Raw genomic sequence first — 25,122 nt, forward strand, 5'->3', positions numbered from 1 at the left:
CGCTGATAGTCAGCGAGCCAAAGTTCTATTAACACAATAAGGAGTTAAGCAGCAGTGGCATTGTCGATTACAGAAGAGAAGGCTTTGTAGGGCGGCCAGCTCACAAAAACATATGTCTCTAATCTTAATGTCACTAGTTATGACTGGTCTTTTTAGGGTTAGTTCAAAGAAATTGTGCGACTTTTGCCCGTTTTTTTTAAGGTGTTGATATGTCGAGGTTATTACTCCTGCGATTTTGCGATGAAGATCCAAGCTGTTTCGGCTAGATATGATTTAAATCAGGGTACGACGAATGTGGCTCTGGCACATTGTTCGCCTGTATACCCCAACCACTCCTAAATGATGAGTCTCGCATCTTGAAGTAGCTTGGGTATATTTGTGGCCTGACACATCGCATTCATGTTTTAACCGTGTCAGTCGTGGCCTCTTAAGCATTAAAGGAGAGCAAAATGGCTCTGAATTTCGATCTGAAAACGTATCTGAAACAGCTTGAACAATTGGTTAATGTAGATTGCGGTAGTTATACCCCTGAGGGAATTGCTCAAATCGCTGACATTATTACACCGATGTTTGAGCAAATTGGCTTTACCGTGATTCGTCATCAGCTGGATGAGAAAGCGGGCCCTTGTTTGGAAATCACCAATAAGCCAGATGCCGAGTTCTATGATGTAATGCTCAGTGGCCATATGGATACTGTGTTCCCTGCTGGTACTGTCGCAGAGCGCCCAATGACTTTCGATGAACATAAAGTCTATGGTCCGGGTGCAACAGATATGAAGTCAGGGATCCTGAGTGCTTGGTATGCTCTGCAAGCTCTGACATCGGATGAATTGGCACGTTTATCGATTGTTGTGGCATTAAATTGTGATGAAGAAATCGGTTCAATATATTCCCGCCAATGGCTGGAAACGATTGCCCGAAAAAGCGGCCGGGTATTGGTGTGCGAAGCCGCTCGTCCGACAGGTAATTTAATTCGTTCTCGTAAAGGCAACGCAAAGTATGAAATTGAATTTCATGGCGTCGCTTCTCATGCCGGATCTGCCTTGAGTGAAGGTGTATCTGCTATTTATGAACTGAGCCAATGGGCATTGGCAATTAAAGGCATGGTTAACCTTGAAACCGGAACAACGATGAATGTCGGTGTTATCGAAGGTGGAATGGCGGTGAATGTGGTGCCGGATTATGCCAAAGCCATTGTTGATCTGCGGTTCTGGAATACTGATGAAGCAGAAACGATTGATGGTCGATTACGCGAAATGGCTCAGGCTCCTTTTGAGAAGGGCGCGAGTGTAACGGTTAATCGCGCGACGTTTAAACCTTCCATGCAGCCAAGCGCAGACACCGAAGCTCTGATCCGTTTGGTCAGCGAAGAAGCGGACAAGCTAAATATTGTTTACGGCTGGGAAGATGCTGGTGGTGGTTCAGATGGTAACTTTACGGCTGCAATTGGCACACCGACGCTTGATGGCTTCGGGCCAATGGGGGCGGGTTTCCACAGTAACAAAGAATATTTGCTCATTGATTCTATTGAACCGCGTATTCAGCTATTGGCACAGGTGTTAAAGCGTTTGTAGGAAGTGATTGCCGGGCTATGACATAGCCTTGAAGTCATGATTGTTAAGCCTCGCAGTGCGGGGCTTTTTCAGACAATTATTGGATTTGGTATAAACCCAATAAAGAAAACCCATCTCCATAAGGGGACGGGTTCTGAAGAAAATCTTCTAAGAAAAAGCAGTGGCATAATATAAGACCCGCTAACCTGTTTTTTGTTCCCATAAAATGTGACATTTATCAGTTTTTTCCTTCCCAATTTTCAGTTATACATTTAAGACTTGAAGGTGCAACTGTTAGCTATTGATTCTATTCTTATTATTTCCCGTAGGAATATTGCAAGGCAGGTTGAACCATTATAATTCCTATACATACACATCTAACGTTCTCCCTGCCTCTACAGATCCACATTAGCGATCATCATCACATTCTAACAGTTATATGGGATCCATTGCGTAGGATTTTCGCTGTTTGAATACTCACCACTTGTTAAAAATATTAATGAGATGTAAAGTTTAAACGTGTGTTTAATACAGGTGAGTGAAAATGGCGGGAAAAGGAGAAACCAAGGGCCGTATTTTGGATGCTGCAGAGCTGCTATTTGCTGAGCACGGATTCAAGGAAACGTCTTTAAGGACAATAACCAGTAAAGCTGGCGTTAATCTCGCGTCGGTGAATTACCATTATGGTGATAAGAAAACACTGGTGAGAGCCGTGTTAAGCCGCTACCTGGAACAGTTCATGCCGGCATTGAAGAATGAACTGGAGACGCTGTTAACCCGAGATGAAATTACGATGGAAGATGTCTTTCGTTGTCTCAAAAATCCCTTGGTTTCATTGAATAATTTCCGCCATCAGGGGGCGACTATTTTTATGTCATTGATTGGCCGTGGCTATACCGACGTTCAGGGCCACCTTCGCTGGTTCACTATGACCCGCTACGATGATGTACTAACGCTATTTACCACTGCGATTTGCCGCGCAAACCCATCATTAGACCCTGAAACGCTATTCTGGCGATTGCATTTCACCCTGGGGGCATCGGTATTTACTATGGCTTCGAGTACTGCGCTTTGTGAAATCGCTGAAAATGACTTCTCACGAAAAGTGGAAACTGAAGACTTAATTGACCGTCTGATGCCTTATCTGGCTGCCGGTGTTTCGGCTCCGATAGAGCAAGGCTTGTCTCTTGTTGGCGCAACGTCAACCGGTACTGAATAAAATAAAAAGAAATGTATACCTACATGAAAAAATAACGATAAATGAAACAAAAGGACCTGAAAAATGAGCACTTTAACCAACTTGCGTAAACGCTACATCAGTGATCCCGCTTTTAAGATGTTTAAAAAAGTGCTGCCGCCGCTATCAGAAACCGAGCGTGAAGCTATGGAGGCTGGGAGTGTCTGGTGGGATGGCGAGTTGTTCAGCGGTTCACCGAACTGGAATACGTTGCTGAACTACCCTAAACCAAAGCTCACGGATGAAGAGCAAACATTTATCGACACCAAACTCGAAACCTTGCTTGAAATGCTGAACGATCATCAGATTGTTCAGGAAGATAAGGACTTATCACCTGAGGTTTGGGAATATTTACGTAAAGAAAAATTCTTCTCTCTGATTATCAGCAAAAAATATGGCGGGTTAAATTTCTCGGCATTGGCAAATTCAACCATTGTTACTCGTATTGCAACACGCAGCTTGAGTGCTGCGGTTTCGGTGATGGTGCCAAACTCATTGGGTCCGGGCGAGCTGTTATCCCATTACGGAACCCAGGAGCAAAAAGATTACTGGCTGCCTCGTCTTGCTCATGGTGAAGAAGTCCCATGTTTTGCACTGACAGGTCCGGAAGCAGGTTCTGATGCCGGTGGTATTCCCGATATGGGCGTTGTCTGTTACGGCGAGTATCAAGGTAAAGAAGTGCTGGGTATTAAGCTGAGCTGGGATAAGCGTTATATCACGCTGGCCCCTGTTGCGACGGTTTTAGGCCTTGCCTTTAAATTGCAGGATCCCAACGGACTGCTGGGCGATAAAGCCGATATCGGTATTACCTGTGCGTTGATCCCGGCGGATCACCAGGGTGTGGAAATCGGTGAGCGTCACGATCCGCTGAATATGGCCTTCATGAATGGGCCGACTCGTGGTCAAGATGTATTCATTCCGATGGAGTGGGTTATTGGAGGCCAGGAATATGCGGGTCGAGGCTGGCGTATGCTGGTGGAATGTCTGTCAGCAGGGCGAGGTATATCATTACCCGCATTAGGGGCCGCTATAGGCCACCTGACGGCACGTACAACAGGTGCTTATGCGTATGTGCGTAAGCAGTTTGGCATGTCGATCGGTAACTTTGAAGGTGTTGCCCAGGCGATGGGGCGTATAGGGGGTTATACCTACATGCTTGAAGCGTCACGGACGCTCACGACGACTTCACTGGATATGGGGGAAACGCCGGGAATTGTGACAGCGATTGCCAAATATCACATGACGGAAATGGCACGTACGATACTGAATGATTCAATGGATATTCATGCTGGCCGGGCGATTCAGTTGGGTCCAATGAATTATCTTGGTCATCACTATTTCGGTATACCGGTGGCAATTACCGTAGAAGGCGCCAACATTCTGACTCGTAACCTGATGATCTTTGGTCAGGGTGCGACCCGGTGCCACCCCTTTGTCTTGAAAGAGATGGAAGCCGCTGCAAATAGCGATGCCGAGCAAGGGGCAAAAGAGTTTGATGGCTTGCTGTCTAAACATATCCGCTTTGCGACAGGTAATGTCGCGAAATCAATGCTCAATGCATTTACTGGCTCACGCTTTAACTCAGCGCCAGTCAGCGGCGAGACGGCAGATTATTACCGTCATCTATCACGTATGAGCCGTGCATTAGCGGTAGCGGCTGACTTTGCAATGCTAAGCCTGGGTGGTGAGCTGAAGCGTCGCGAATTAGTGTCAGCCCGACTGGGTGATGTTCTGAGTCATTTGTACCTGGCATCGGCAACCTTGAAGCGCTTTGAAGGTGAAGGTCGTCAGCAGCAGGATTTACCAATGGTGCATTATGCGTTGCAACACTGTTTGCATCAGTGTGGTGTTGCATTTGATGAAGTGCTGAATAACTTCCCTCGTAAAGGGGTCGGCAGCATGTTACGCGTTCTGCTGTTCCCGCTAGGTATTCGCTACAAGGCGCCAAGTGATGATGTCACCATTAAAATTGCAGAACTGCTAATGACACCAGGGGCGCACCGTGAACGTTTGACTGGCTTGTGCTATGTCGGTGAGAAAGAATCGGATCCGGTAGCCATTATGGAACGTGCTTTTATTGCGATGCATAATGTCAAAGACATTGAACGAAAATTGGCAAAGGCAGTAAAAGCCGGTGAGATCCCACGCAAAGCATCCTTAACCGAAAAGTTGCAGCTTGCGCTGAGTGCGGGCATCGTCACAGAAGCGGATGTCGAAAAAATGCACAATGCTGAACAGCTCAGGCAACAAGCTATTCAAGTGGATAACTTTGCTGCTGATCATTTCAAAAAGAGCAGTCTACAACCAGGGAAGGCTGCTTAAGAGTCATTGTTCTTTAATAGAACAATGAGCACTCTACAATGGAATAATAAACCTGGTGTCTCCCATGTGCCACGCAAACGCGTGGCACTTTTTTTTTGCTGGCTATAATCTGAATAGCACTTGTGCAGAACGTAGAGAAAGTTGCCATTAGTTAGCCAAAATCGTCAATAACACCTCCAACCACTGCTATATTTAGCGTTTTCGCGCATAAAAATAATGCGAATTTGTCGGTAACCTTTTATCCTACAGTCAATTATGTAAGGGAAGTTGAAAATGATCATCAAACCTAGAATTCGTGGATTTATTTGTACAACAACACACCCAGTGGGCTGTGAAGAGAACGTCAAAGAGCAAATTGCTTATACTAAAGCACAAGGTCCAATCGCCAACGCACCGAAACGTGTACTGGTTGTCGGCTCTTCCAGTGGTTACGGCTTGTCTTCCCGCATTGCTGCGGCATTTGGCGGCGGTGCGGCGACGATTGGCGTGTTCTTCGAAAAACCAAGTACGGAGAAAAAACCAGGTACGGCAGGTTGGTATAACTCAGCAGCGTTTGACAAACTAGCGAAAGCAGAAGGTCTTTACGCGAAGAGCCTGAACGGTGATGCTTTCTCTCATGAAGCCAAACAAAAAACGATCGATCTGATCAAAGAAGAATTAGGTCAGATTGACATGGTGGTGTACTCATTAGCATCACCGGTTCGCAAAATGCCGGAAACTGGCGAAGTGGTTCGTTCATGCCTGAAACCTATGGGTGAAACGTACACTGCGACAGCTGTTGATACCAACAAAGATGTATTGATTGAAACAAGCATTGAGCCTGCAACCGAGCAAGAAGTTGCTGATACCGTTACCGTTATGGGTGGCCAGGACTGGGAGCTTTGGATCAATGCTCTGGCAGATGCTGGCGTACTGGCTGACGATTGTAAGACCGTTGCTTACAGTTACATCGGTACAGAAATTACCTGGCCAATCTACTGGCATGGTGCTCTGGGTAAGGCGAAGATGGACCTTGACCGTGCAGCAACAGAGTTGAACAGTAAACTGTCTGCTACTGGCGGCTCAGCAAATGTGGCTGTACTTAAGAGTGTGGTAACACAGGCAAGCTCTGCTATCCCAGTAATGCCACTGTACATCGCGATGGTCTTCAAGAAGATGCGTGAAGAAGGTGTACACGAAGGTTGTATGGAACAAATTCATCGTATGTTCACTCAGCGCCTCTATAAAGCGGATGGCACGGCACCGGAAGTTGATGACACCAACCGTCTGCGCCTGGATGACTGGGAGCTGCGTGAAGATATTCAGAAGCACTGCCGTGACTTATGGTCTAGCGTAACAAATGAAAACTTGTTTGACGTTGCGGATTACCAGCAATACAAAGATGAGTTCATGAAACTGTTCGGTTTTGGTCTCGAGTCTGTTGACTATGAAGCTGATGTGAATCCGCTCGTCGAGTTTGATGTGGAAAACATCTAACCGGATTTTCCAAGAAGAAGTAAAAAACCGCCAAACGGCGGTTTTTTTTATGGGGCAGAATTGAGGTGCGAGTGTCTAGATCCTAGTTTCTAGAGCCTCGCCACTCTTCACTCGCTACTTGTCCCTGAACTTAATGTTTCGGTAAACGGATAACAAATGCCGCCCCTTCAATCTTGGCCGTTTCGACATGGATCTTGCCTTGGTAACTCTCAACGATTTCATGGCAGACCGACAGGCCGATACCTTGCCCCGGATTGAGCTGATCGGCGCGAACGCCTCGCTGGAATATGGCTTCTCGCATTGTTGGATTGACCCCGGGCCCATCATCTTCAATACGGATCAGGAAGTGATCGTCTTGCTCGGTTACGTTAACCCGCACTTCGCTGATACAGAAACGATAGGCGTTTTCTAATAAGTTACCGAGTAACTCCATTAAATCGTCACGGTTAATCGGCAGTTTCAGTGATGGGGAAAACTGACAACGCAATAGTACTTGCTTGTCGCCATAAATCTTACTCAGCATACGGCCAAAACTGTCAATAGCAGGCTTGAGTTCAGTTTTATCTTTCTGCAGGCCTTGTTGGCCCATCATCGCGCGTTTTAGCTGGTACTGAACCTGATCGTCCATTTGGCTGATTTGTTCCATCACGCGCTGATTCAATTCATGGCGGGCGATTTCCTTATCATCCAGCAACGCATTGGTTGCCGCCAGACGGGTTTTAAGGCTATGTGCCAGATCGTCCATGGCATGACGATAACGCCCTTTCTGATCGTTACTGATCCGGATCAAACCGTTGAGAGCGAGAGTAATATCCTGAAGCTCCATGGGGAAATCGCTATCTAATCGCTCTCGTTTAGCATCTGTCATTTCATCGAGCTGGGTTGCCAGTTTTCGCAGCGGCTGAAAGCTCCAGTGGAATGCGGCAATCAGAAAGGCAATGGCAATCAAGACAAACAAACCAAGATAAAAGGTCGTGCGTTTGTGCAATTGGGCCAGTGAGGATTCAAATGCATCACCTGAACGTAGAACGACCAGTTGATAAATGCTGCCATCTTCACGCTCCCGGCCCAGGTTGTAAGCAATATAGCTGGTGTTATTCGGTGATTCTACTAAAGTAGGCGTTGGAATTTCATCCGGTAAATAATCGCAGATCTGCGAAAGATTTGCTTCCTTTGCTTCATCTGAAAGCCATACCGTATTGTCGTCAGAATCACACATGACCGACATATAGTCGGTATCAGATGGATCAACAGATTTAATCCACCTATCTACATCTTTGATCAACCCGGCACGGTTTAACTGAGCGACCACCATTGGCATTTGCGCCACCAGTTCAGATGAATAAGCGGCCATATAGCTTTGGGTGTACAGCTGATTAATGACCCCAGCCAGGGCCGATGTGATCAGGACGATAATAGCCACCGAGGCCACTAAGACCCGGCGACGCAATCGGGGTTGCAGGATTTGCCTCATAGAGCCTGTAACTCAAAAATGTAGCCTTGCCCACGTATGGTTGAAATAGGGTTATCCTGGCCTGTTTTGGTGAACTTTTTCCGCAAGCGGCTGATCATAACCTCAATGGTATTCGGATCGCCTTCCTGATCTTCATAAAGTACATCGAGCAAGCGCTGTTTTGAGACCACCTGGCGGCTATGGCGCATCAGGTATTCAAGCAAGTCGTATTCAAAGGCGGTAAGTTCAAGCAGTGTTTCACCCACGTAGACTTGCTTGGCTAACAAGTCGACCCGGATATCACCTGCAGTCATTTCAGGTTTCACGAATCCGGCACTGCGGCGAACTAAGGCACTCAGGCGTGCTACCATTTCTTCTTTCTGGAACGGCTTGACGAGGTAGTCGTCAGCACCGGCTTCAAGCCCGGTCACTTTATCTTGCCAGTTTGAACGAGCGGTCAGGATCAGAACGGGTAGTCGTAATCCTTTTTTCCGCATGTCTTTAATCAGACTGATACCATCGCGATCAGGTAATCCGATGTCGACAATAGCGATATCATTAGGGTAGTTCTGTGCAAAAAACAAGCCTTCTTCGGCTGTGCCTGCACATTGAATTTGATGACCCAATTCACTGAGTTGGGATTTGAGATGATGACTCAGAATTTGATCATCTTCGACAATTAGGATTCGCATAATTTTGATTACCAAAGATAAATATATCTATTGAATATACTTAATAGAGAGGAAGCTTGCGACTATAAGTGTAGGCAATGTGACTGAATAGACGCTGACTGATCAAAAACAAAAGGGATCTTTGATAGTTCAGCGTCGATAAAGTAGGGCTAGTTCAGGATTATGAACAAAGTACCAGCTATGGTTAACAGCACGTTGGCAATCGCATAGGTACCGGCATATCCCAAGGCCGGAATTGTGCTTCGGGCATGCTCGTTAATCATATCCATTGCCGGGGCGCAGGTGCGGGCACCGATAATCGCACCGAAAAGCAAAGCCCGGTTCATTTTTAAGATATAGGCACCGAACAGATAGGCTAATACCACAGGGATGACGCTGACCATGATACTGGTCACAAAGACAGTCGGACCAATCTGGGCGAGGGATTCAAATAAATTAGAACCGGCGCTTAATCCAATACCGACCATAAAGACCATCAAACCCAAATCTTTGGCCATATTCAATGCGCCTTGCGGTACATAACCAAAAGTAGGGTGGTTGGCTCGTAAAAAGCCCAGTGTAATGCCCGCAAGTAACAGACCTGCCGCGCTACCGAGCCCAAAGGCAATATGGCCGAAGACCATAGTGATGGTACCGATCAGTAGACCAATAATGAAAAAACAGCAAAAGGCCAACAGATCGGCGATCTGACTGTGAATCGAGATAAAGCCGATGCGTTCAGCTAAGCCTAAAACACGGCTTTTTTCGCCACTGACCTGCAAGATATCCCCTTTATTGAGTCGGATATTATGGTCCATTGGCATTTCGATTTGCGCCCGAACTACTCGGTTAAGGAAACACCCGTATTCAGACAGGTTCAGATCGGATAAACGCTTTCCTGCAATGCTATCGTTTTTAACCACGATTTCTTCTTCTACGATGCGTAGATCGAGCAGGTCGCGGTCAAAAACTTCTTTACCATGGCGGAAGCTCGGATCCAGTCGGGCATGGCTGTCAGGATAGCCAACCAGTGCGATCTCATCGCCTTCCTGCAAGATCGCATCACCATCAGGATTTGCTAAAATCCCGTTACGACGAATACGTTCTATATAACAACCCGTTTGGCGATAAATACCCAGCTCGCGCAGGTTTCTGCCATCAATCCAGTTGATCAGTTCTGGGCCAACACGGTAAGCGCGAATAATGGGCAGATAGACTTTGCGCTGGGCAATTTCACCAATGCCACGCTCGCGGGCGATTTGCTGTGAAGATTCCGCCAGATCTTGTTTCTGCAGTTTCGGCATCAGCTTCGCAAGCAGGATCAAGCTAATCAAGCCAACTAAGTAAGACATGGCATATCCGACACTCAGACTATCAACCATTTGTTGAATGGTACTGGGATCATTGATCCCGGATAAGCCACTATTAAGCGCATCTTTAGCACCCACCAATACTGGTGTTGCCGTCAGAGAGCCAGCCATTAACCCGGTGGCTAAAGCTAAATCGAGGTTTAGGTAATGAGCCATGGTCAGGGTGATCGTGATGGCAGAAAGCAACACCACTAAAACAAGTAATAAATAATGTTTACCGTCGCGGAAGAAAATGCCAAAAAAGTTCGGCCCTGCTTCGATACCAACGCAGAAAATGAACAGCATGAAACCAATGTTAAGGGCTTCGGTATTAAAGGTAAATCCGGCATTTCCGAACAATAGGGCAGTGAGCAATACCCCAATTGAATTACCAATTTGCATGTTGGCTATTCGAATTTTACCAAGACTAAGACCGACGGCAAGAACGACAAAAAGCAACAGAATATCATTCTGATGAAGAAGGGCTGCTACGTTGATATTCACAACATTATTTCCGGGAAGGGTGAGCGTGACAAAAGTGCCGAAATTCTAGCGGATTTTAGAGGTTTGTTATACCAATTAAAGGTAAAAACAATGTAAAAAAAACACATAAAAAAAGGGCTAAGAAAAATATGCTAATTAGTTGGGTATATAGTCATTAATTACGCTTGGTATAGCCGTGCGTCAGGTATTAAAAAGGCTGAGAGATCAGCCTTTTATGGGGGTTCACACGTTTCGGGGATTGACCCGTGGAGAGAGTTATTGGAATAGTTCCAGGTTTTCTTTCGCGTATGCTTCAAATTCAGTGCAGCCGCCAATGTGCTCTTGATCGACGAAGATTTGAGGCACGGTTTCAACGGGCTTACCGACGGTTTTTTCCAGGTCAGCTTTACTGATGCCTTCCGCGTGGATGTCTACGTAGCGGAAGTTAAAATCATCACGATCTTCTTTCATTTTTTCAGCGAGCTCTTTAGCGCGAACACAGAACGGGCAACCCGGGCGGCCAAAAATAACAACGAACATAATTTCTCTCCTCAACTTTGTTGTGCTAACTATAACGTGACTCTGACTGATGAGAAAGAGGGTTTTATCTCTTGCACTGATAGATAAAACCGATTGATAGTAAAAATCATGCCTTTGCTGTAACAGAGATACGATTTCTTTATGGAAATGAGAGACCTGTATTGCATTGCGTTGCATCATTGTTGGCGTCAACCTAACCTGCTGCATCATTACCGAATGTGATAGAGCACTTGTTATGTTGTGAGACGTTTTCAATATGAGGGGAATGTTGTTCAGAATCAAAACTAGGAATAATTATCGGCGCACACTCATGAGGGTCTGTTTATCTTTCAACACTGCAGCTGTAATGACTAAAACAGTTTTCAGACAAGGCACGAAGAGAGAGGTTTAGTTTTTCTAAATGAGCTCTGAGTAACGTAGTATGAAGCTTTTTTAGCCTTTACCCGAAGGGCTGGGACTATTATTCCATCTAACGGCGTTGTCAGATACTTAAGTAGGGCAACTACATGGCATATCTTCCGCCTTGTTAGCTGAAAAAATAGTCTCCAGCAGCAATTGTGTTGAAAGATAAACAGACCCTGGTATTAGAAGAGGCTTATTATTGAATTAAGGGCAGAAAACCCGTCGAAATAGAGTCAGTTTTACACTGACTTATTGCTATTGCCTTGTGAAAATTTCGCAATTTGTGTAAGGGAGGACCTATGTTTCAGTTTATGACGTCTTCAAGGATCGTTTTTGGAGAAGGGGCGCTGAGTAACTCATTTTCAACCTTTAACCAATTTGGCTATAGCGTCTTGTTGGTTACGGGTAAAGATAGTCTGCGGTCTGAACCGGTTGTCAGTTACCTAAAACAACAGAACATGCGCTATCAGCAGGTTGCTGTGCTTGGTGAGCCTTTGATTGCCATGATTGAAGAAATGGCTGCGATGGGGCGAAGATTCCGTCCGGATATGGTGATAGCGCTTGGTGGCGGAAGCGTTCTTGACGCAGGGAAGGCGTTGGCGGCACTCATTCCCAATCAGGGAAGCGTTTATGATTATATCGAAGTCGTGGGGCGTAATGTGCCGCTGCAGGCGAAACCGTTACCGTTTATTGCAATTCCAACTACGGCAGGTACCGGCTCGGAAGTCAGTAAGAATGCCGTGCTTCGTTCTGCTCAGGAAAATGTCAAAGTCAGCCTGAGTAGCCCTGATATGCTGCCGGATCTGGCCATTGTCGATCCGACCTTAACCTATGGTATGGATCCTGTATTGTCGGGGTGCTGTGGCATGGATGCATTCACTCATTTAATGGAAGCATATGTCTGTGGTACACCCAACCCTCTGACTGACATGGTGTGCGAAGAAGGCTTGAGGCGCTTAGCCGGGGCAATCATTCCTGCTTGTGAAGATGATGATCCGCGGGCGCGCTCTGATATGTCATTTGCCGCGATGTTAGGAGGAATGGCACTGTCCAATGCTAAATTAGGGGCTGCACACGGTCTGGCCTCGGCCCTTGGCGGGCGGATACATTCACCTCATGGGCTTATCATCGCCCAGCTGGCCCCTTTTGTTATGCAGGAAAATATCTTAGCTGCAAGGGAAGCTGGCCGTGCGGATGTGCTCAATCGTTATCGCCAATTGGCCTGTATTCTGACCGGACGGATTAACGCAGAAGTGACTGATGGTATTTTATGGACGAAACGGACGTTAAAGCGGTTAAACCTACCGCCAGTTTCACAATTTGGTTTGTGTGACACCATGTTTGATGATGTCGCCGAAGATGCCTTGCTCTCAAACGCGATAAAGGGAAACCCATTGCCGCTTAACAAGCAACGTTTGCAGGGGATCCTTGAGCAACTCTGTCAGGAGTGCAAAATTGATATATCGAGCCAAATTTAGATGATTCTCGTGATGCGGTAGTTGTGCTACATTGATTGCTGCCGTCGAGGCCGTATTGATGACACCATTATTTATTGGCTGCGGAATTTATCGGGCCGGGTGGTGTCTACATCGAAGGTATACGAAATAGCCTCAAAAAAGAGGTGGCCGTTTATGAGGGCCTCCTTAATAGTAAAGGCTTTAGTACCCGTTAAGACAGAACTAATAACCTCATGCAGTAGGACTTTTAATTGATCTTGCTTTAATCAGCGATTCAATTTTTTTGTTATTTTGAAATTGTTTGCGAATGGAATTGCAATAAGAAAAATAAAAGCGGAAGAGAATATGAACAATATAAGGAAAGTGGCACTTGCACTGTTTTTTGCTACTTTACTGAGTGGCTGCCAAAGCACACCGGAAGACCGTCTGGCGGCGACGTCTGAAATCAACACTGAAAATGCCTACCAAAATGCGCTAAAAATGCATAAGAACTGGCAACAGAAAATGATAAATATAGAGCATCTGGCGCTCTATTCGCCGAATAAATTTAAGGCGCTTCAGTCAGGGTGGAAAAAAGCAGATTCGATTTATCTGGAATTTTCCGATGAGCCTGAGGTCGCATTTGAAAACTACTCTATTTTTTCATCGACAACTTACCTAGAACGGTTCATCGAAGAGATACATCAAGCCCAGTTAATCTTGACGGATCTGGAGCGTTTGAAAGTACAGGCAGATAACGTGCTCGAACCTGCGATTGAGCAAATGCGCTATCTTAATTCCTTAGATGCTCAACAATACTATCGAAGTGAATACACTCGATTGAATCGTTTATATGCCAAGTTATTCCGTTTAGTTGAGCAAGCGGATATCAGTGATGCCCGTGAAGAGCAGGATGAGTTTCTAGAGCGTAGCCATAGCTTAGAAGTGAAGACGGTAAAGAAGATCTATATCGCACCGCTAGAGAGAGAGTTACGTAGCCTGCGTGAAAAAGACGTGAAAGATTACGCCCCCTTAAGCTACGCCCGTGTTGAGGCCGAAATTGGGGCAGGTAATGCCGTTATCGATCTATCACCGAGAGACTTTACGACCATTAGCAAAGCCGTTACGGAGATCCAGTTTGAGCTCGACCATGCTGCACATATCGCATTGGAAGTACAAAGTCTGCGTGACCGCAGTAAAGATGAATATGAGAACTTTATACTAGACATTGAAGCTAAATTACTGCGTATTTCACGTGCCCTTAATGATGAGGATTTGCGTGACAAGCCGATGCGTACTCAGGCTAAATTAATTACGGATGGTGTAGCAACAGCACGTCAGCAGCGTGCTGTTAAGAGTATTATGGCTCAGCAAGATCCGGCCAAAGATCAGCAAATTCAGACTTTAACCTTATTGGTGGAAAACCAGAAGCAGGTTATACAGCAGCTGCGCGCAAAAGTTGTGTCACAACCAGCTTCTTATTCTGCGCAGTATCAGCTAAAAGATGTTGAACAAACGGGCCCGGCAGAGCTGAGTATGTCCGTTGTTGTCGCAACAGACTTGGCAGAACCGTCGGCTGAAGAGACACTTTTACCTGAATAGGTGCTCTCAGTTGTCGATCCTATATAAAGCAGCCATTGGCTGCTTTTTTTTCCGTTATCTAGACTTTCGGTTCAAAAAAACTGTACACATTTCAAATATAATCATGTTTTTTTCTCCTAAGGATGAATTTTCGTCCTGATTTGGATTGATCTGCCCCTCATCATCCATTAGAATTCGCCGCGCATTAAAGATGCATCCATTTTTGAAGTTTTATCGCTTTTGTTGAATTACTCCTGTAGGGGAACTAAATGTCCACGAAACTAGCTAACCCGGCGCCGCTTGGCCTATTGGGTTTTGGTATGACCACTATCCTTTTAAATATTCACAATGCGGGTTTCTTCCCGATTGATTCTATGATCCTTGCAATGGGTATTTTTTACGGTGGTCTTGGTCAAGTACTAGTGGGCATGATGTGTTTCAAGCGTGGCGACACATTTGGTACCACTGCATTTACTTCATACGGTCTGTTCTGGCTGACTCTGGTTGGTTTGATTGTTATGCCTAAGATGGGCTTGGCAGCGGCAAGCCCAGCTAACTTCATGGGTTGGTACCTGAGTCTGTGGGGTGTATTTACTGCATTTATGTTCGTTGGTTCACTATGCTACCCACGTGCAAAGCAGTTCGTATTCGGTTCTCTGACAGTACTATTCTTCTTGCTTGCAGCTCGTGACTTCACGGGTAGCGAGCTAATCGGCACTATCGCTGGTTTTGAAGGTATTATCTGTGGTCTAAGTGCCATGTATTTCGGTCTTGCACAAGTACTAAACAATGAGTATGGCCGTACCATTCTGCCTGTTGGTGAATTGAAAAAAGAGAAAGCAAGCCTGAAAGCTGCTGCTTAATCTGACCGAACATTAAAAAACCTCGCAGCTGCGGGGTTTTTTTGTATCTGCGTATACCCAAACTCCAAATAGAACCCTATTCGCTCGTATAACTGCCTTGTCTAAAAGCCACTGAATTCTCGCTGAACACTGCATCTTAAAGTAGTTGGGTATATACCTTATACCAACTATGATTATTGTTATCAGAAGCTTGGTTGATCACTGGAGGTTGTATGGCACAACGTTACGCAGCACTGATGGGGGCATTAGTTGCCGATGCCGCGAGTATGGGAACACACTGGATTTACTCGCCAGACCGTATTAAAACTCTTACCGACTTACCTCACTTTCCATTCATCGAGCCGGATGCTTCGCACTACGAAGGTGTTGATAGCTATTATGCGCACGATAAATTAACCGCCGGCGAGCTTACTGCCTATGGCGAGTGGCTAGCGCTATACATTCGACTGCTGGCAAATCCCGATGTTGATACCCACAGTATTCAGCAACAAGTTCTGGATTATTTTGGCCCGGGTGGTGAATTTATCGGTTATATCGATAGTCCGACCAAAGCATTATTACTGAGCTTGTTTTCCCTTCCCCCCGAAGACTGGCCGGAAGACTCGGGTTGTGATGACGATCAGAATACGGCTTTATGTGCCGTACCTGCATTAGTGGCTTTAAAACACTCTTCTGAAAAGTTAGAGCAGGAAATCGAGCGCATTGTTGGTATTACTCATCAAAATGATATTGCCATTTCCAGTGCCAAGGCATTTGCCAGCGCCCTGAATGAAGCATTACGTTCACGTCGTATGGAGCCGGTACTGAATGTCTTAAAAATTAAATCGGAACCAAAGATCCAGGATTTAATTGAGCAGGTGAGGGTACTCAGCGGCGATGTGAACGATCTCAAGCATGTACTATCAATCGTCAACCAAGCCTGTCATTTGGCTGACAGCCTGCCGATGGCTGCCTGGATTTTAAAAAACAGTGAAAGCTATACCGAAGCAATTATCAAAAATATACTGGTGTCAGGTGATTCCTGTGGTCGCGGTATTATTGTCGGCGCATTAGCTGGAGCCTGTTATGGCTTTGGTGATGAGAAAGGCATTCCCATTTCATGGATCACGACGTTACAGTGTGGCGAGGCGCTCGCAGAAGATATTGAGGTGTTATTAAGAGCGGCGAATAATCGAGAGGCTAGAGGCTAGAGGCTAGAGGCTAGAGGCTAGAGGCTAGAGGCCAGAAAGAGCAGAAAGAAAAAAGCCACCCATAACTTTCAAAAGTCGTTGGTGGCTTTTTCAATGAATGCCGATATTTAAATATTAGAAACTCGGCACTCTAATCTCGCTTCTGGGAAACTAGCAAATAACCTTGATTGCCAGACCGCCCAGAGATGTCTCACGGTATTTCGCATTCATGTCTTTGCCAGTTTCAAGCATTGTCTCGATAACTTTATCAAGCGAAACGCGCGGTTCTGATGAACGGCGAAGCGCCATTCGACATGCGTTGATTGCTTTAACTGCAGCAATACCGTTACGCTCGATACATGGCACCTGTACCTGACCCGCAACAGGATCACAAGTCAGACCAAGGTTGTGCTCCATAGCGATTTCAGCCGCCATACAAACTTGTTGAGGGCTACCGCCCATCAGCTCTGCAAGGCCAGCTGCCGCCATAGAGCATGCTACACCGACTTCACCCTGGCAGCCTACTTCAGCGCCAGAGATGGATGCGTTACGCTTATACAGGCCACCGATAGCGCCGGAAGCGGCGAAGTAACGCGTATAGTCTTTAGGGCCAACAGACTGGATAAACTTATCATAGTAAGCCAGTACCGCAGGGATAATACCGCAAGCACCATTGGTAGGTGCGGTAACAACACGACCACCCGCTGCGTTTTCTTCGTTAACGGCAAACGCATACATGTTCACCCAGTCGACAACGGTCATTGGGTCGTTGCTGAATTTCTCAGTTGCCATTAACTGTTGGTAAAGAGCGGCAGCACGGCGAGGTACACGTAGAGGGCCAGGCAAAATACCTTCCTCGTTCATACCGCGTTCCATACATTCACGCATGGTCTTCCAGATTTTCGCGAAGTATATATTGATTTCGTCTTCTGCGTTCATCGCTCGTTCGTTTGCCATAACGAGAGCACTGACAGATAGACCGTTCTCTTTACAGTGTTCTAAAAGGCCTTCAGCCTTTGTGTATATGTAAGGCACTTTAACGTTTGAGACTTGCTCTTTGCCGAAGTTTTCTTCGTCGACGATGAAACCACCACCGATGGAATAATACGTTTTAGTATACGCTTCTTCATCACCAATCCATGCGTGGATTGTCATGCCGTTTTCGTGAAGAGGAAGGTTAGTCGTATGGAAGTTCATACCACCGTCACGAGGAAAGTCTACAGTGTGGCAATGCATACCAACAGGCATACGTTCGGTTTCTTCAACGCGCGCGATAAAGCCTGGGATGCTATCGATATCGACATGCTCAGGGCTGTTGCCCGCAAGGCCCATAATGATAGCGATATCTGTGTGGTGACCTTTACCGGTAAGAGAAAGTGAACCATAAACATCGACGGTAATTTTGGTTACATCACGTATTTTGCCCATTGCGCGCAGGTCATCAATAAACTCTTTGCCTGCTTTCATTGGGCCAACAGTGTGTGAACTGGAAGGACCCACACCGATTTTGTAGATATCAAAAACACTGATCATGCGTATTACCTCAGTCGGTGGGAAGCGCTCTGCCTCCAGCCAAGACTGTCATAGTTTTTATAAGTCTCGCCCCTTCCTTGGCGAGATCACTAGAAAAACAAAAGAGCAGGTGACCAATGGACATCCCTGCTCTTAAGTATCATCCATTTTACCCAAATTGTCTCAGAAGACTATGCGTTGTAGCACATTTTCTTGGACGAACAAGCGGTAAAGGATAATTATTGCTGTTATAGCGATAACTGTATTATAGCGCGCCGTAGATTACAGAACTAATTGCAGCAACACCACATGCAGCTGTGAAAAGTTGCACAGGTGCTGATGTTTTGTACTTCGCCATCGCTGGTACTTTGTACATTGCAAATACAGGCATTAGGAAAAGGATTGCAGCGATCATCGGTGCACCCATAGTTTCAATCATACCTAGGATGCTAGGGTTGACGATTGCAACCATCCAAGTGGTGATAACGATAAAGCCAAGAGAGATTTTCTCAATCTTTTTAACTGGCATGCTTGAGCTAGATTTCGCCAAGCCTACAAGACCTTCATGTGCACCCAGGAAGTGACCGAAGTAGCTTGAAGTGATTGCAGCAAAAGCAACAAGAGGGCCTAGTACAGAAATTAACGGAGATTCGTGAACGTTTGCCAGGTAAGACAGAACACTGATGTTTTGTGCTTGCGCTGTCGCTAGTTGCTCAGGTGATAGAGAAAGAACCACTGAGAATACAAAGAACATCACGAAGGTCATTAGCATCATTGCTGCGCCACCAGTGATCATGTCAGTTTTACCAACTGCATTGTCACCGTATACACGACGCTGCTCTTTAGAGAACTGGCTGATGATTGGGCTGTGGTTGAAAGAGAATACAATGATAGGGATTGCTAACCAGATAACTGAAGGCATAGTGCTCCAATCAGGGCTTACAGATACCATTGATGTATTCCATTCAGGCACTAGGTAAATAGATAGTGCTAACAGAATGAATACTAGTGGGTAAACCATAGCAGAGGTTGCTTTAAGCATTAGTTCTTTACCGAACACAACACCAGCAGTCATTGCCACGATTAGGCCACCTGACAGCAACCAACGTGGAATTGATTCCATGCCCACCTGGTTTACTAGGAAAGAATCAACCGTGTTAGTAATACCTACACCGTAAATTAGAACAATAGGGTAAATGGCGAAGAAGTAGGCAAAGGTGATAATTTTTGCGCCAGATTTACCAAAATGCTCCTCTACAGTATCTGTGATATCTGCTTCAGGATTTTTTGCTGAAAGTACAAAGCGAGCAAGGCCTTTATGAGCAAACCAAGTCATTGGTGCTGCAATAAGAGCAAGAATTACTAGCGGCCAGAAGCCACCTGCGCCGGCTTTAATCGGAAGGAAAAGTACACCAGCACCAACAGCGGTACCGAATAGTGAAAGAGCCCAAGTGAAATCTTTGTATGTCCATCTTGCTTTTGTGGCACCAGCGGATGCCGAGCTTACTGTAGTTTGCATGATTATATATCCAAAGTTTTTTTACGGAACGGAACAGGAACGACGCGCATTCTGAGGATTTGTGGCAGGAAAACTTTGATCAAGATCTCGTTATGTAATGGGTGCAAATTGCAATACAATTAAAGGTGATCTTGATCACATAACATGTTGCGGTAAAGTTAGGGGAAATAACGTGTTAGAAGGGTTTTTTTTAATACCAGAGCTGTTTCGATAACAATTTAATCATCTGGGCGGTTGCACCCCAAATTGAATAGTTGCTGAATGGAATTGAATAAATAGTGTGAAGTTTACCTTCTATCCGGAACTGCTGGTTGCGCATATTCACTGGGTTTAATAGGTAGTGGATCGGTACTTCGAACAGTTCATCGACCTCATTAGGATCCAGCTGTGGCCTGTAGTCAGGTGCAATGGTTGATAGAAAAGGCGTAACCATATATCCGCTAATAGTAGGAAGAGAAGGAAGCTGACCTAGAATATGACTGCGCTTGCATAAAATTCCAGTTTCTTCTTTGGTTTCGCGAATGGCTGTGGCGATTAAATCCACATCATAGGCTTCACGACGCCCTCCAGGGAATGCTACCTGACCAGGATGGTGTCTCAGGTGTTTAGCTCGGCGTGTCAGTACAATATTGAAACTGTCATCACGCGGGACTAAGGGGATCAGCACTGCCGCTTGCTTAAATGTATTTGTTTTAGATACATACTGGCGCACACGCACATTATGACTGATGTCATAATTGGTTGTGGGTGCTAGCAAAAATCGGCTTAAAATCTGTTGCTGATTGTTCATAGACCATCCGTGGTTATGTGGGGGCGATCTGTTTAGCTGTGAGTGCAGCAGCGACAGTATGGTAGATCACCCCATAGCTGCCGGCAAACGATGTTACTGCTTTAAGATTGGCAGAATTTTACTGAGTTTGTCCAGTGTTTCCTGATATTCACTTTCAGCTTCACTGTCTGCGACAACTCCGCCACCTGCCCAGGCAAAGAGCCGGTTCTGTTGAGTGATCAGTGTACGAATGGTGATACTGGTATCCATACGACCACAACGACTGATATAGCCAATGCTGCCGCAATACACGCTTCGACGGTGAGGTTCGAGCTCTTCAATGATCGACATGGCACGCACTTTAGGGGCTCCGGTGATCGAGCCGCCAGGAAAACAGGCTCGTAATAAGTCGGTCGGTGAGTGTTGTTCATCGAGTTCGCCCGTGACTGTACTAACCAGGTGGTGTACGGCTGGGAAGCTTTCAATATCAAATAGCTTTGGCACTTTGACACTGCCAGGTTTTGCCACCCGACCAATATCATTTCGCAGCAGATCAACAATCATCAGATTCTCTGATCGATCTTTCTCTGCGTAGCGTAATGCCTCGGCATAGGCTTGATCCTGCGTGACGTCTTCAGAGCGCGGACGTGTCCCCTTGATAGGCTTGGTTTCCACATAGCCTTGGTTATGTTGCAAGAAGCGTTCAGGCGATACCGATAATACGGTGCCGTGCTCAGTGCGAATGAAGCCAGAGAAAGGAGCGCCATTAGTCTGCTCTAAACGCAGATACGCTTGCCATTCGTCACCCTGATAGAATGCATCAAAGCGCTGTGCCAGGTTAATCTGGTAGCAATCACCCGACAGCAGATACTCCTGTACCTGATCAAATTTGTTGCAATAATCTGTGGTTGTCATATTTGCAGACCAATCACTTGTTAATGCAAATGGCTGGCTTTGTTGTGAAACCTGATCGTCGTGCTGCTGCAGCCAGGCGTCTTTTTGCTGGCTCAGCCATTTCAAACGGCCGCTACCTTGCGGGGAGATCAGAAATAACTTTTGTTCCTGGTGATCGGCGATCAGTGCCCAATCATAAATGCCGATAGCCATTTCCGGAGCGGTAATATCGTGGCAGGCAATATTGGTCAGCTTTTCGATACGGCGACCTAAATCGTAACCGAAGTACCCCAGCGCTCCACCAATAAATGGCACATCCGTCATAGAGTTAAGTGGCGGCAAAAGCTGAGTCTGAACATCTTCTACTAACTTGAAAGGATCTTCGTTGCTGGTTTGTTCATCACCATCTGAAAATTTAATACAAGTTATTTCACCATGTGTCTCTAAAGTGGCTAAAGGATCGGCAACTAAAATATCAAAGCGATTATCTGGGTGATCCTGAGCGGCAGAGCGTAATATCATTGCCCACGGCTGGCCCGCTAAAGGTTCAAACCACGAGAGTGTCGCTTCTTGGGCGTAATCGAGTTGTTCAAAACTCAGTTGAGGATGTGATTTACAAATCATTTTCTTTTTTGTGACAGGTGATCGATTGGCGCGTAGCGCGAAATTGTCCGCAAGAGTATCATAATCCCAGAATTTAATACGACGCCCAAGGACGATCCTTTGTGTTTTATTTTCTGCATCATCAGTAGAAGCTGACTCACCAAGGACATCTGCCATGAGGATCATGGCTGAGTGGTTGCATTGTTCACTGTATTCGCCTAACCCTACTGGCAGGGTATGAATAATGCGAATCACCACCCCCCTACATTGGAAGTACGCTGTAGTGGTAAAAGAAAGCAGGGCACCATGGAATGATAATAATCAACGAGGGCAATTATGACCGTCATCCGTAAAGAAGATGTGATTAGTAGCGTAGCGGATGCGCTGCAGTACATCTCATATTACCACCCGCTGGATTTTGTTCAGGCCTTGGAAAAAGCCTATAACAAAGAACAAAACCAAGCAGCGAAAGATGCGATTGCGCAGATCCTGATTAACTCCCGGATGTCTGCCGAAGGTCACCGTCCTATCTGTCAGGACACCGGCATTGTGACCTGTTTTGTGAAGATTGGTATGAATGTGCAGTGGGACAGTGATCTGACTGTGCAAGAGATGATTGATGAAGGTGTCCGTCAGGCATACACCAACCCGGATAACCCGCTGCGAGCCTCTGTCGTTGCGGATCCTGCTGGTAGCCGTAAGAACACCAAAGATAACACACCTGCGGTTGTACACATCGATATGGTGGCAGGCAACAAAGTTGAAATTCAAATTGCCGCTAAAGGCGGTGGTTCCGAAAATAAAACCAAGATGGTGATGCTGAACCCATCGGACGATGTTGCAGAATGGGTTGAGAAAACCGTTCCTCTTATGGGCGCGGGCTGGTGTCCGCCGGGTATGCTGGGTATTGGGATCGGCGGTACCGCAGAAAAAGCCGCAGTACTGGCAAAAGAGTCTTTAATGGAGTCGGTCGATATCCATGAGCTTCAGGAACGTGGTCCGCAGAATGCAGAAGAAGAACTGCGTTTAGATATTTATAGCCGTGTAAATAAGCTGGGTATTGGTGCGCAGGGCCTGGGTGGTTTAACCACAGTGGTTGATGTGAAGATTAAAACTGCGCCAACTCACGCAGCCTCTAAACCCGTTTGTATGATCCCGAACTGCGCGGCGACTCGTCACGTACACTTTACGCTAGACGGTAATGGTCCGGCAGAATTAACGCCACCGAAGCTGGAAGACTGGCCTGAAGTGACCTGGGAAGTGGGCGAGAGTGTCCGACGTGTGAATGTTGACGAGGTCACTAAAGCTGACGTTCAGGAATGGAAATCAGGTGAGACCGTTCTGCTGTCGGGTAAGATCCTGACCGGTCGTGATGCGGCGCATAAACGTATTCAGGATATGCTGGCGAGAGGTGAAGACTTCCCTGTCGATTTTAATAACCGTTTTATCTACTATGTCGGTCCGGTTGATGCGGTGGGTGATGAAGTTGTTGGCCCTGCAGGCCCGACAACCTCAACCCGTATGGATAAATTTACCGATATGATGCTTGGCCAAGCGGGCCTTACCGGCATGATCGGTAAAGCGGAACGTGGCCCGGCAGCCATTGAGTCAATTAAAGAGCACAAAGCAGTATATCTGATGGCCGTAGGTGGCGCAGCTTACCTGGTTGCTAAGGCAATTAAGAAAGCGCGTGTTGTCGCGTTTGAAGATCTGGGTATGGAAGCAATCTACGAATTTGAAGTTGAAGATATGCCGGTAACGGTAGCGGTTGATTCCGACGGTACCAATGCTCACCAGACGGGGCCGGATACCTGGAAAGTTAAAATCGCCGAAATGGATGCTTAAAAATTAAGTGTTACATATTATATGAAGGAGCCACTTGGCTCCTTTTTTTATACCCAAGCCACCTCAATATGCGAGATACAGATCTTCCTCTTGGAATATAATTCGACGATATTTCTATTATTCTCTGAAAGTCATCCCATCCGCTTACTACTAAAAAGTGACTTCAGTCATCATGATCTGGATGGTGGGTTGCCTATGCAGTCTATTTCTAATCTTTTTCTTATTTTTTAATACCTTGTTAGTATTTAATTGTCTAGTATTGACTACAATAATGGTTTGCGGAGTTTTATGTGTCGTAATTGTTTCTGTCGTGAGTTGGTAATTAAAAAATGAATCTATTCATCTAATTACTGATGAGAAGATCAAAATATTAGGAATAACCTGACAATTATAAGGATTGGGGAGAATTTATGGGGCGCATAGTATCTGCCGTATTGCTGCTAGGTGCATTGCTGACAGGGTGTGGTGAAAAACAGGCGGAGGTTCCCGAACCGGAGTCTCGTCCAGTAAAATTACAAACCGTATCAGTGGGTAATAATCAAACATTTCGAACATTTCCTGCAACAGTTGAAGCGGGCGATAAGGCGGTACTGGCATTCAGAGTTTCAGGCCAGCTGTTATCCGTTGATGTTAACCCGGGAACAAAGGTTAAGCGTGGGCAAAAACTTGCCAGTCTGAACAAAGATGAGCTTTCGCTATTGGTTGAGCAGGCACAAGCGAAGTATGAACTGGCGTATGTTCAGTTTAAACGTGATGAAGAATTGCGTAAAACTAACGTGGTATCTGAACTGGATTATGATACCTCTAAAGCGTCATTAAAACAGGCTCAAGCAGCGTTGGATAAAGAAAAAGCCAATCTAAGCTATGCAACATTGGTTGCACCTTATGATGGTACTTTATCGCTGTCTTTGGTGGAAAATTATGAATATGTGATGGCGAAACAGCCTGTGATGCATATTCAAAGTGCAGGACTCATTAATGTCGCTTTCCAGCTTCCGGATCATTTGCTGGCACGTTTTCAAGGGCAGTATGATAGCCAGCCTAGTGTCATGTTCGATACCATTCCAGGGAAAAGCTTTGCGGCTCAATTTAAAGAAATTGATACCGAGGCTGATGCAAAAACATCCAGTTATAAAGTGACCTTATTTATGGAACGCCCGGAAGGTAGAAATATTCTTCCCGGTATGGCGAGTCAGGTCAAAATTGCTATTCCTAAAGGTAACTCCGGTGCCATTTCAAAGCGCGCCATCATAGAGGAAGATGATGCCACTTATGTCTGGTATGTCGATGAAGCGGGTATTGTCCACAAAACACAAATCGAACTGGATGATAAAGGACGCGTGGTTAAAGGCTTGAAGGATGGCGACCAAATTGCTATCTCAGGTGTTAATGAATTACAAGAAGGCCAGAAAGTAAGAGCCTGGATTAAGGAGCGAGGATTGTAA

18 protein-coding genes are annotated in these 25,122 nt (G+C 45.9%); 10 read left to right on the top strand and 8 right to left on the bottom strand.

Features of this window, described 5'->3' with window-relative positions; genetic code table 11:
* The first annotated feature begins 449 nt into the window (after positions 1 to 449).
* From L4D76_RS03095 to fabV, 4 genes are all read left to right on the top strand, one after another.
* A complete protein-coding gene (locus tag L4D76_RS03095; protein ID WP_428439467.1) occupies positions 450 to 1,574 on the top strand; it encodes a M20 family metallopeptidase in 1,125 nt (374 codons plus the stop codon).
* Between the two features lie 523 nt (positions 1,575 to 2,097).
* Entirely contained in the window at positions 2,098 to 2,772 is a 675-nt protein-coding gene (gene psrA / locus L4D76_RS03100) for a TetR family transcriptional repressor PsrA (RefSeq protein WP_428439468.1), read from the top strand.
* A gap of 63 nt (positions 2,773 to 2,835) precedes the next feature.
* Entirely contained in the window at positions 2,836 to 5,112 is a 2,277-nt protein-coding gene (locus tag L4D76_RS03105) for an acyl-CoA dehydrogenase (protein ID WP_428439469.1), read from the top strand.
* 273 nt (positions 5,113 to 5,385) lie between these two features.
* Positions 5,386 to 6,588, top strand: coding sequence for an enoyl-ACP reductase FabV (gene fabV, locus L4D76_RS03110; RefSeq protein ID WP_428439470.1), 1,203 nt, complete (start codon positions 5,386 to 5,388; stop codon positions 6,586 to 6,588).
* A 130-nt stretch (positions 6,589 to 6,718) separates the two neighbouring features.
* Here the strand turns inward: fabV and L4D76_RS03115 are convergent, their stop codons facing one another.
* The 4 genes from L4D76_RS03115 to L4D76_RS03130 form a co-directional block, all read right to left on the bottom strand.
* The gene (locus tag L4D76_RS03115) at positions 6,719 to 8,062 is read right to left on the bottom strand and encodes an ATP-binding protein (RefSeq protein WP_428439471.1); all 1,344 of its coding nucleotides are present in this window, start codon (positions 8,060 to 8,062) and stop codon (positions 6,719 to 6,721) included.
* Entirely contained in the window at positions 8,059 to 8,733 is a 675-nt protein-coding gene (locus L4D76_RS03120; protein ID WP_428439472.1) for a response regulator, read from the bottom strand. The genes L4D76_RS03115 and L4D76_RS03120 overlap by 4 nt, the downstream gene beginning before the upstream one ends.
* A 149-nt stretch (positions 8,734 to 8,882) precedes the next feature.
* Positions 8,883 to 10,565 carry an aspartate:alanine antiporter gene (locus L4D76_RS03125; protein WP_428439473.1) on the bottom strand — a complete coding sequence of 561 codons (1,683 nt, stop codon included), beginning with the start codon at positions 10,563 to 10,565 and terminating at the stop codon, positions 8,883 to 8,885.
* A 255-nt stretch (positions 10,566 to 10,820) separates the two neighbouring features.
* Positions 10,821 to 11,084, bottom strand: coding sequence for a GrxA family glutaredoxin (locus L4D76_RS03130; RefSeq protein ID WP_428439474.1), 264 nt, complete (start codon positions 11,082 to 11,084; stop codon positions 10,821 to 10,823).
* A gap of 701 nt (positions 11,085 to 11,785) precedes the next feature.
* On the opposite strand from L4D76_RS03130, the gene L4D76_RS03135 reads away from it, so the two are divergent.
* The 4 genes from L4D76_RS03135 to L4D76_RS03150 all read left to right on the top strand — a co-directional run bounded on the left by L4D76_RS03135 (position 11,786) and on the right by L4D76_RS03150 (position 16,556).
* Positions 11,786 to 12,964 carry an iron-containing alcohol dehydrogenase gene (locus tag L4D76_RS03135; RefSeq protein WP_428439475.1) on the top strand — a complete coding sequence of 393 codons (1,179 nt, stop codon included), beginning with the start codon at positions 11,786 to 11,788 and terminating at the stop codon, positions 12,962 to 12,964.
* Between the two features lie 324 nt (positions 12,965 to 13,288).
* Positions 13,289 to 14,524: a hypothetical protein gene (locus L4D76_RS03140; RefSeq protein ID WP_428439476.1), complete on the top strand. Its 1,236-nt coding sequence runs from the start codon at positions 13,289 to 13,291 to the stop codon at positions 14,522 to 14,524.
* Between the two features lie 248 nt (positions 14,525 to 14,772).
* The gene (locus tag L4D76_RS03145; protein ID WP_428439477.1) at positions 14,773 to 15,366 is read left to right on the top strand and encodes an acetate uptake transporter; all 594 of its coding nucleotides are present in this window, start codon (positions 14,773 to 14,775) and stop codon (positions 15,364 to 15,366) included.
* Positions 15,367 to 15,578: 212 nt separating this feature from the next.
* The gene (locus tag L4D76_RS03150; protein WP_428439478.1) at positions 15,579 to 16,556 is read left to right on the top strand and encodes an ADP-ribosylglycohydrolase family protein; all 978 of its coding nucleotides are present in this window, start codon (positions 15,579 to 15,581) and stop codon (positions 16,554 to 16,556) included.
* A 150-nt stretch (positions 16,557 to 16,706) separates the two neighbouring features.
* Here L4D76_RS03150 and L4D76_RS03155 read toward each other — a convergent pair whose 3' ends face one another.
* The 4 genes from L4D76_RS03155 to pabB all read right to left on the bottom strand — a co-directional run bounded on the left by L4D76_RS03155 (position 16,707) and on the right by pabB (position 21,853).
* On the bottom strand, positions 16,707 to 18,068 hold the full coding sequence (locus tag L4D76_RS03155; protein ID WP_428439479.1) for an L-serine ammonia-lyase: 1,362 nt from the start codon (positions 18,066 to 18,068) through the stop codon (positions 16,707 to 16,709).
* Positions 18,069 to 18,312: 244 nt separating this feature from the next.
* A complete protein-coding gene (locus tag L4D76_RS03160) occupies positions 18,313 to 19,566 on the bottom strand; it encodes an aromatic amino acid transport family protein (RefSeq protein WP_428439480.1) in 1,254 nt (417 codons plus the stop codon).
* Between the two features lie 190 nt (positions 19,567 to 19,756).
* The gene (locus L4D76_RS03165) at positions 19,757 to 20,356 is read right to left on the bottom strand and encodes a CoA pyrophosphatase (RefSeq protein ID WP_428439481.1); all 600 of its coding nucleotides are present in this window, start codon (positions 20,354 to 20,356) and stop codon (positions 19,757 to 19,759) included.
* Between the two features lie 93 nt (positions 20,357 to 20,449).
* Positions 20,450 to 21,853 (bottom strand): aminodeoxychorismate synthase component I, encoded by a 1,404-nt coding sequence (pabB, locus tag L4D76_RS03170; protein WP_428439571.1) that lies wholly within the window; start codon positions 21,851 to 21,853, stop codon positions 20,450 to 20,452.
* A gap of 315 nt (positions 21,854 to 22,168) precedes the next feature.
* Between pabB and L4D76_RS03175 the strand changes: the two genes are divergently transcribed.
* Positions 22,169 to 23,677, top strand: coding sequence for a fumarate hydratase (locus tag L4D76_RS03175; protein WP_428439482.1), 1,509 nt, complete (start codon positions 22,169 to 22,171; stop codon positions 23,675 to 23,677).
* A 410-nt stretch (positions 23,678 to 24,087) separates the two neighbouring features.
* Positions 24,088 to 25,122 (top strand): efflux RND transporter periplasmic adaptor subunit, encoded by a 1,035-nt coding sequence (locus tag L4D76_RS03180; protein WP_428439483.1) that lies wholly within the window; start codon positions 24,088 to 24,090, stop codon positions 25,120 to 25,122.

The sequence above is a fragment of the Photobacterium sagamiensis genome (genome assembly GCF_050337085.1).
Taxonomy (GTDB): domain Bacteria; phylum Pseudomonadota; class Gammaproteobacteria; order Enterobacterales; family Vibrionaceae; genus Photobacterium; species Photobacterium sagamiensis.

Coding starts and splice junctions, on each gene's coding strand:
- L4D76_RS03150 (WP_428439478.1), top strand. CDS start 15,579: ATGGCACAACGTTACGCAGCACTGATGGGGGCATTAGTTGCCGATGCC.
- L4D76_RS03165 (WP_428439481.1), bottom strand. CDS start 20,356: ATGAACAATCAGCAACAGATTTTAAGCCGATTTTTGCTAGCACCCACA.
- L4D76_RS03140 (WP_428439476.1), top strand. CDS start 13,289: ATGAACAATATAAGGAAAGTGGCACTTGCACTGTTTTTTGCTACTTTA.
- L4D76_RS03115 (WP_428439471.1), bottom strand. CDS start 8,062: ATGAGGCAAATCCTGCAACCCCGATTGCGTCGCCGGGTCTTAGTGGCC.
- L4D76_RS03155 (WP_428439479.1), bottom strand. CDS start 18,068: ATGATCAGTGTTTTTGATATCTACAAAATCGGTGTGGGTCCTTCCAGT.
- pabB (WP_428439571.1), bottom strand. CDS start 21,853: ATGATTTGTAAATCACATCCTCAACTGAGTTTTGAACAACTCGATTAC.
- L4D76_RS03135 (WP_428439475.1), top strand. CDS start 11,786: ATGTTTCAGTTTATGACGTCTTCAAGGATCGTTTTTGGAGAAGGGGCG.
- L4D76_RS03145 (WP_428439477.1), top strand. CDS start 14,773: ATGTCCACGAAACTAGCTAACCCGGCGCCGCTTGGCCTATTGGGTTTT.
- L4D76_RS03160 (WP_428439480.1), bottom strand. CDS start 19,566: ATGCAAACTACAGTAAGCTCGGCATCCGCTGGTGCCACAAAAGCAAGA.
- fabV (WP_428439470.1), top strand. CDS start 5,386: ATGATCATCAAACCTAGAATTCGTGGATTTATTTGTACAACAACACAC.
- psrA (WP_428439468.1), top strand. CDS start 2,098: ATGGCGGGAAAAGGAGAAACCAAGGGCCGTATTTTGGATGCTGCAGAG.
- L4D76_RS03105 (WP_428439469.1), top strand. CDS start 2,836: ATGAGCACTTTAACCAACTTGCGTAAACGCTACATCAGTGATCCCGCT.
- L4D76_RS03180 (WP_428439483.1), top strand. CDS start 24,088: ATGGGGCGCATAGTATCTGCCGTATTGCTGCTAGGTGCATTGCTGACA.
- L4D76_RS03175 (WP_428439482.1), top strand. CDS start 22,169: ATGACCGTCATCCGTAAAGAAGATGTGATTAGTAGCGTAGCGGATGCG.
- L4D76_RS03120 (WP_428439472.1), bottom strand. CDS start 8,733: ATGCGAATCCTAATTGTCGAAGATGATCAAATTCTGAGTCATCATCTC.
- L4D76_RS03130 (WP_428439474.1), bottom strand. CDS start 11,084: ATGTTCGTTGTTATTTTTGGCCGCCCGGGTTGCCCGTTCTGTGTTCGC.
- L4D76_RS03095 (WP_428439467.1), top strand. CDS start 450: ATGGCTCTGAATTTCGATCTGAAAACGTATCTGAAACAGCTTGAACAA.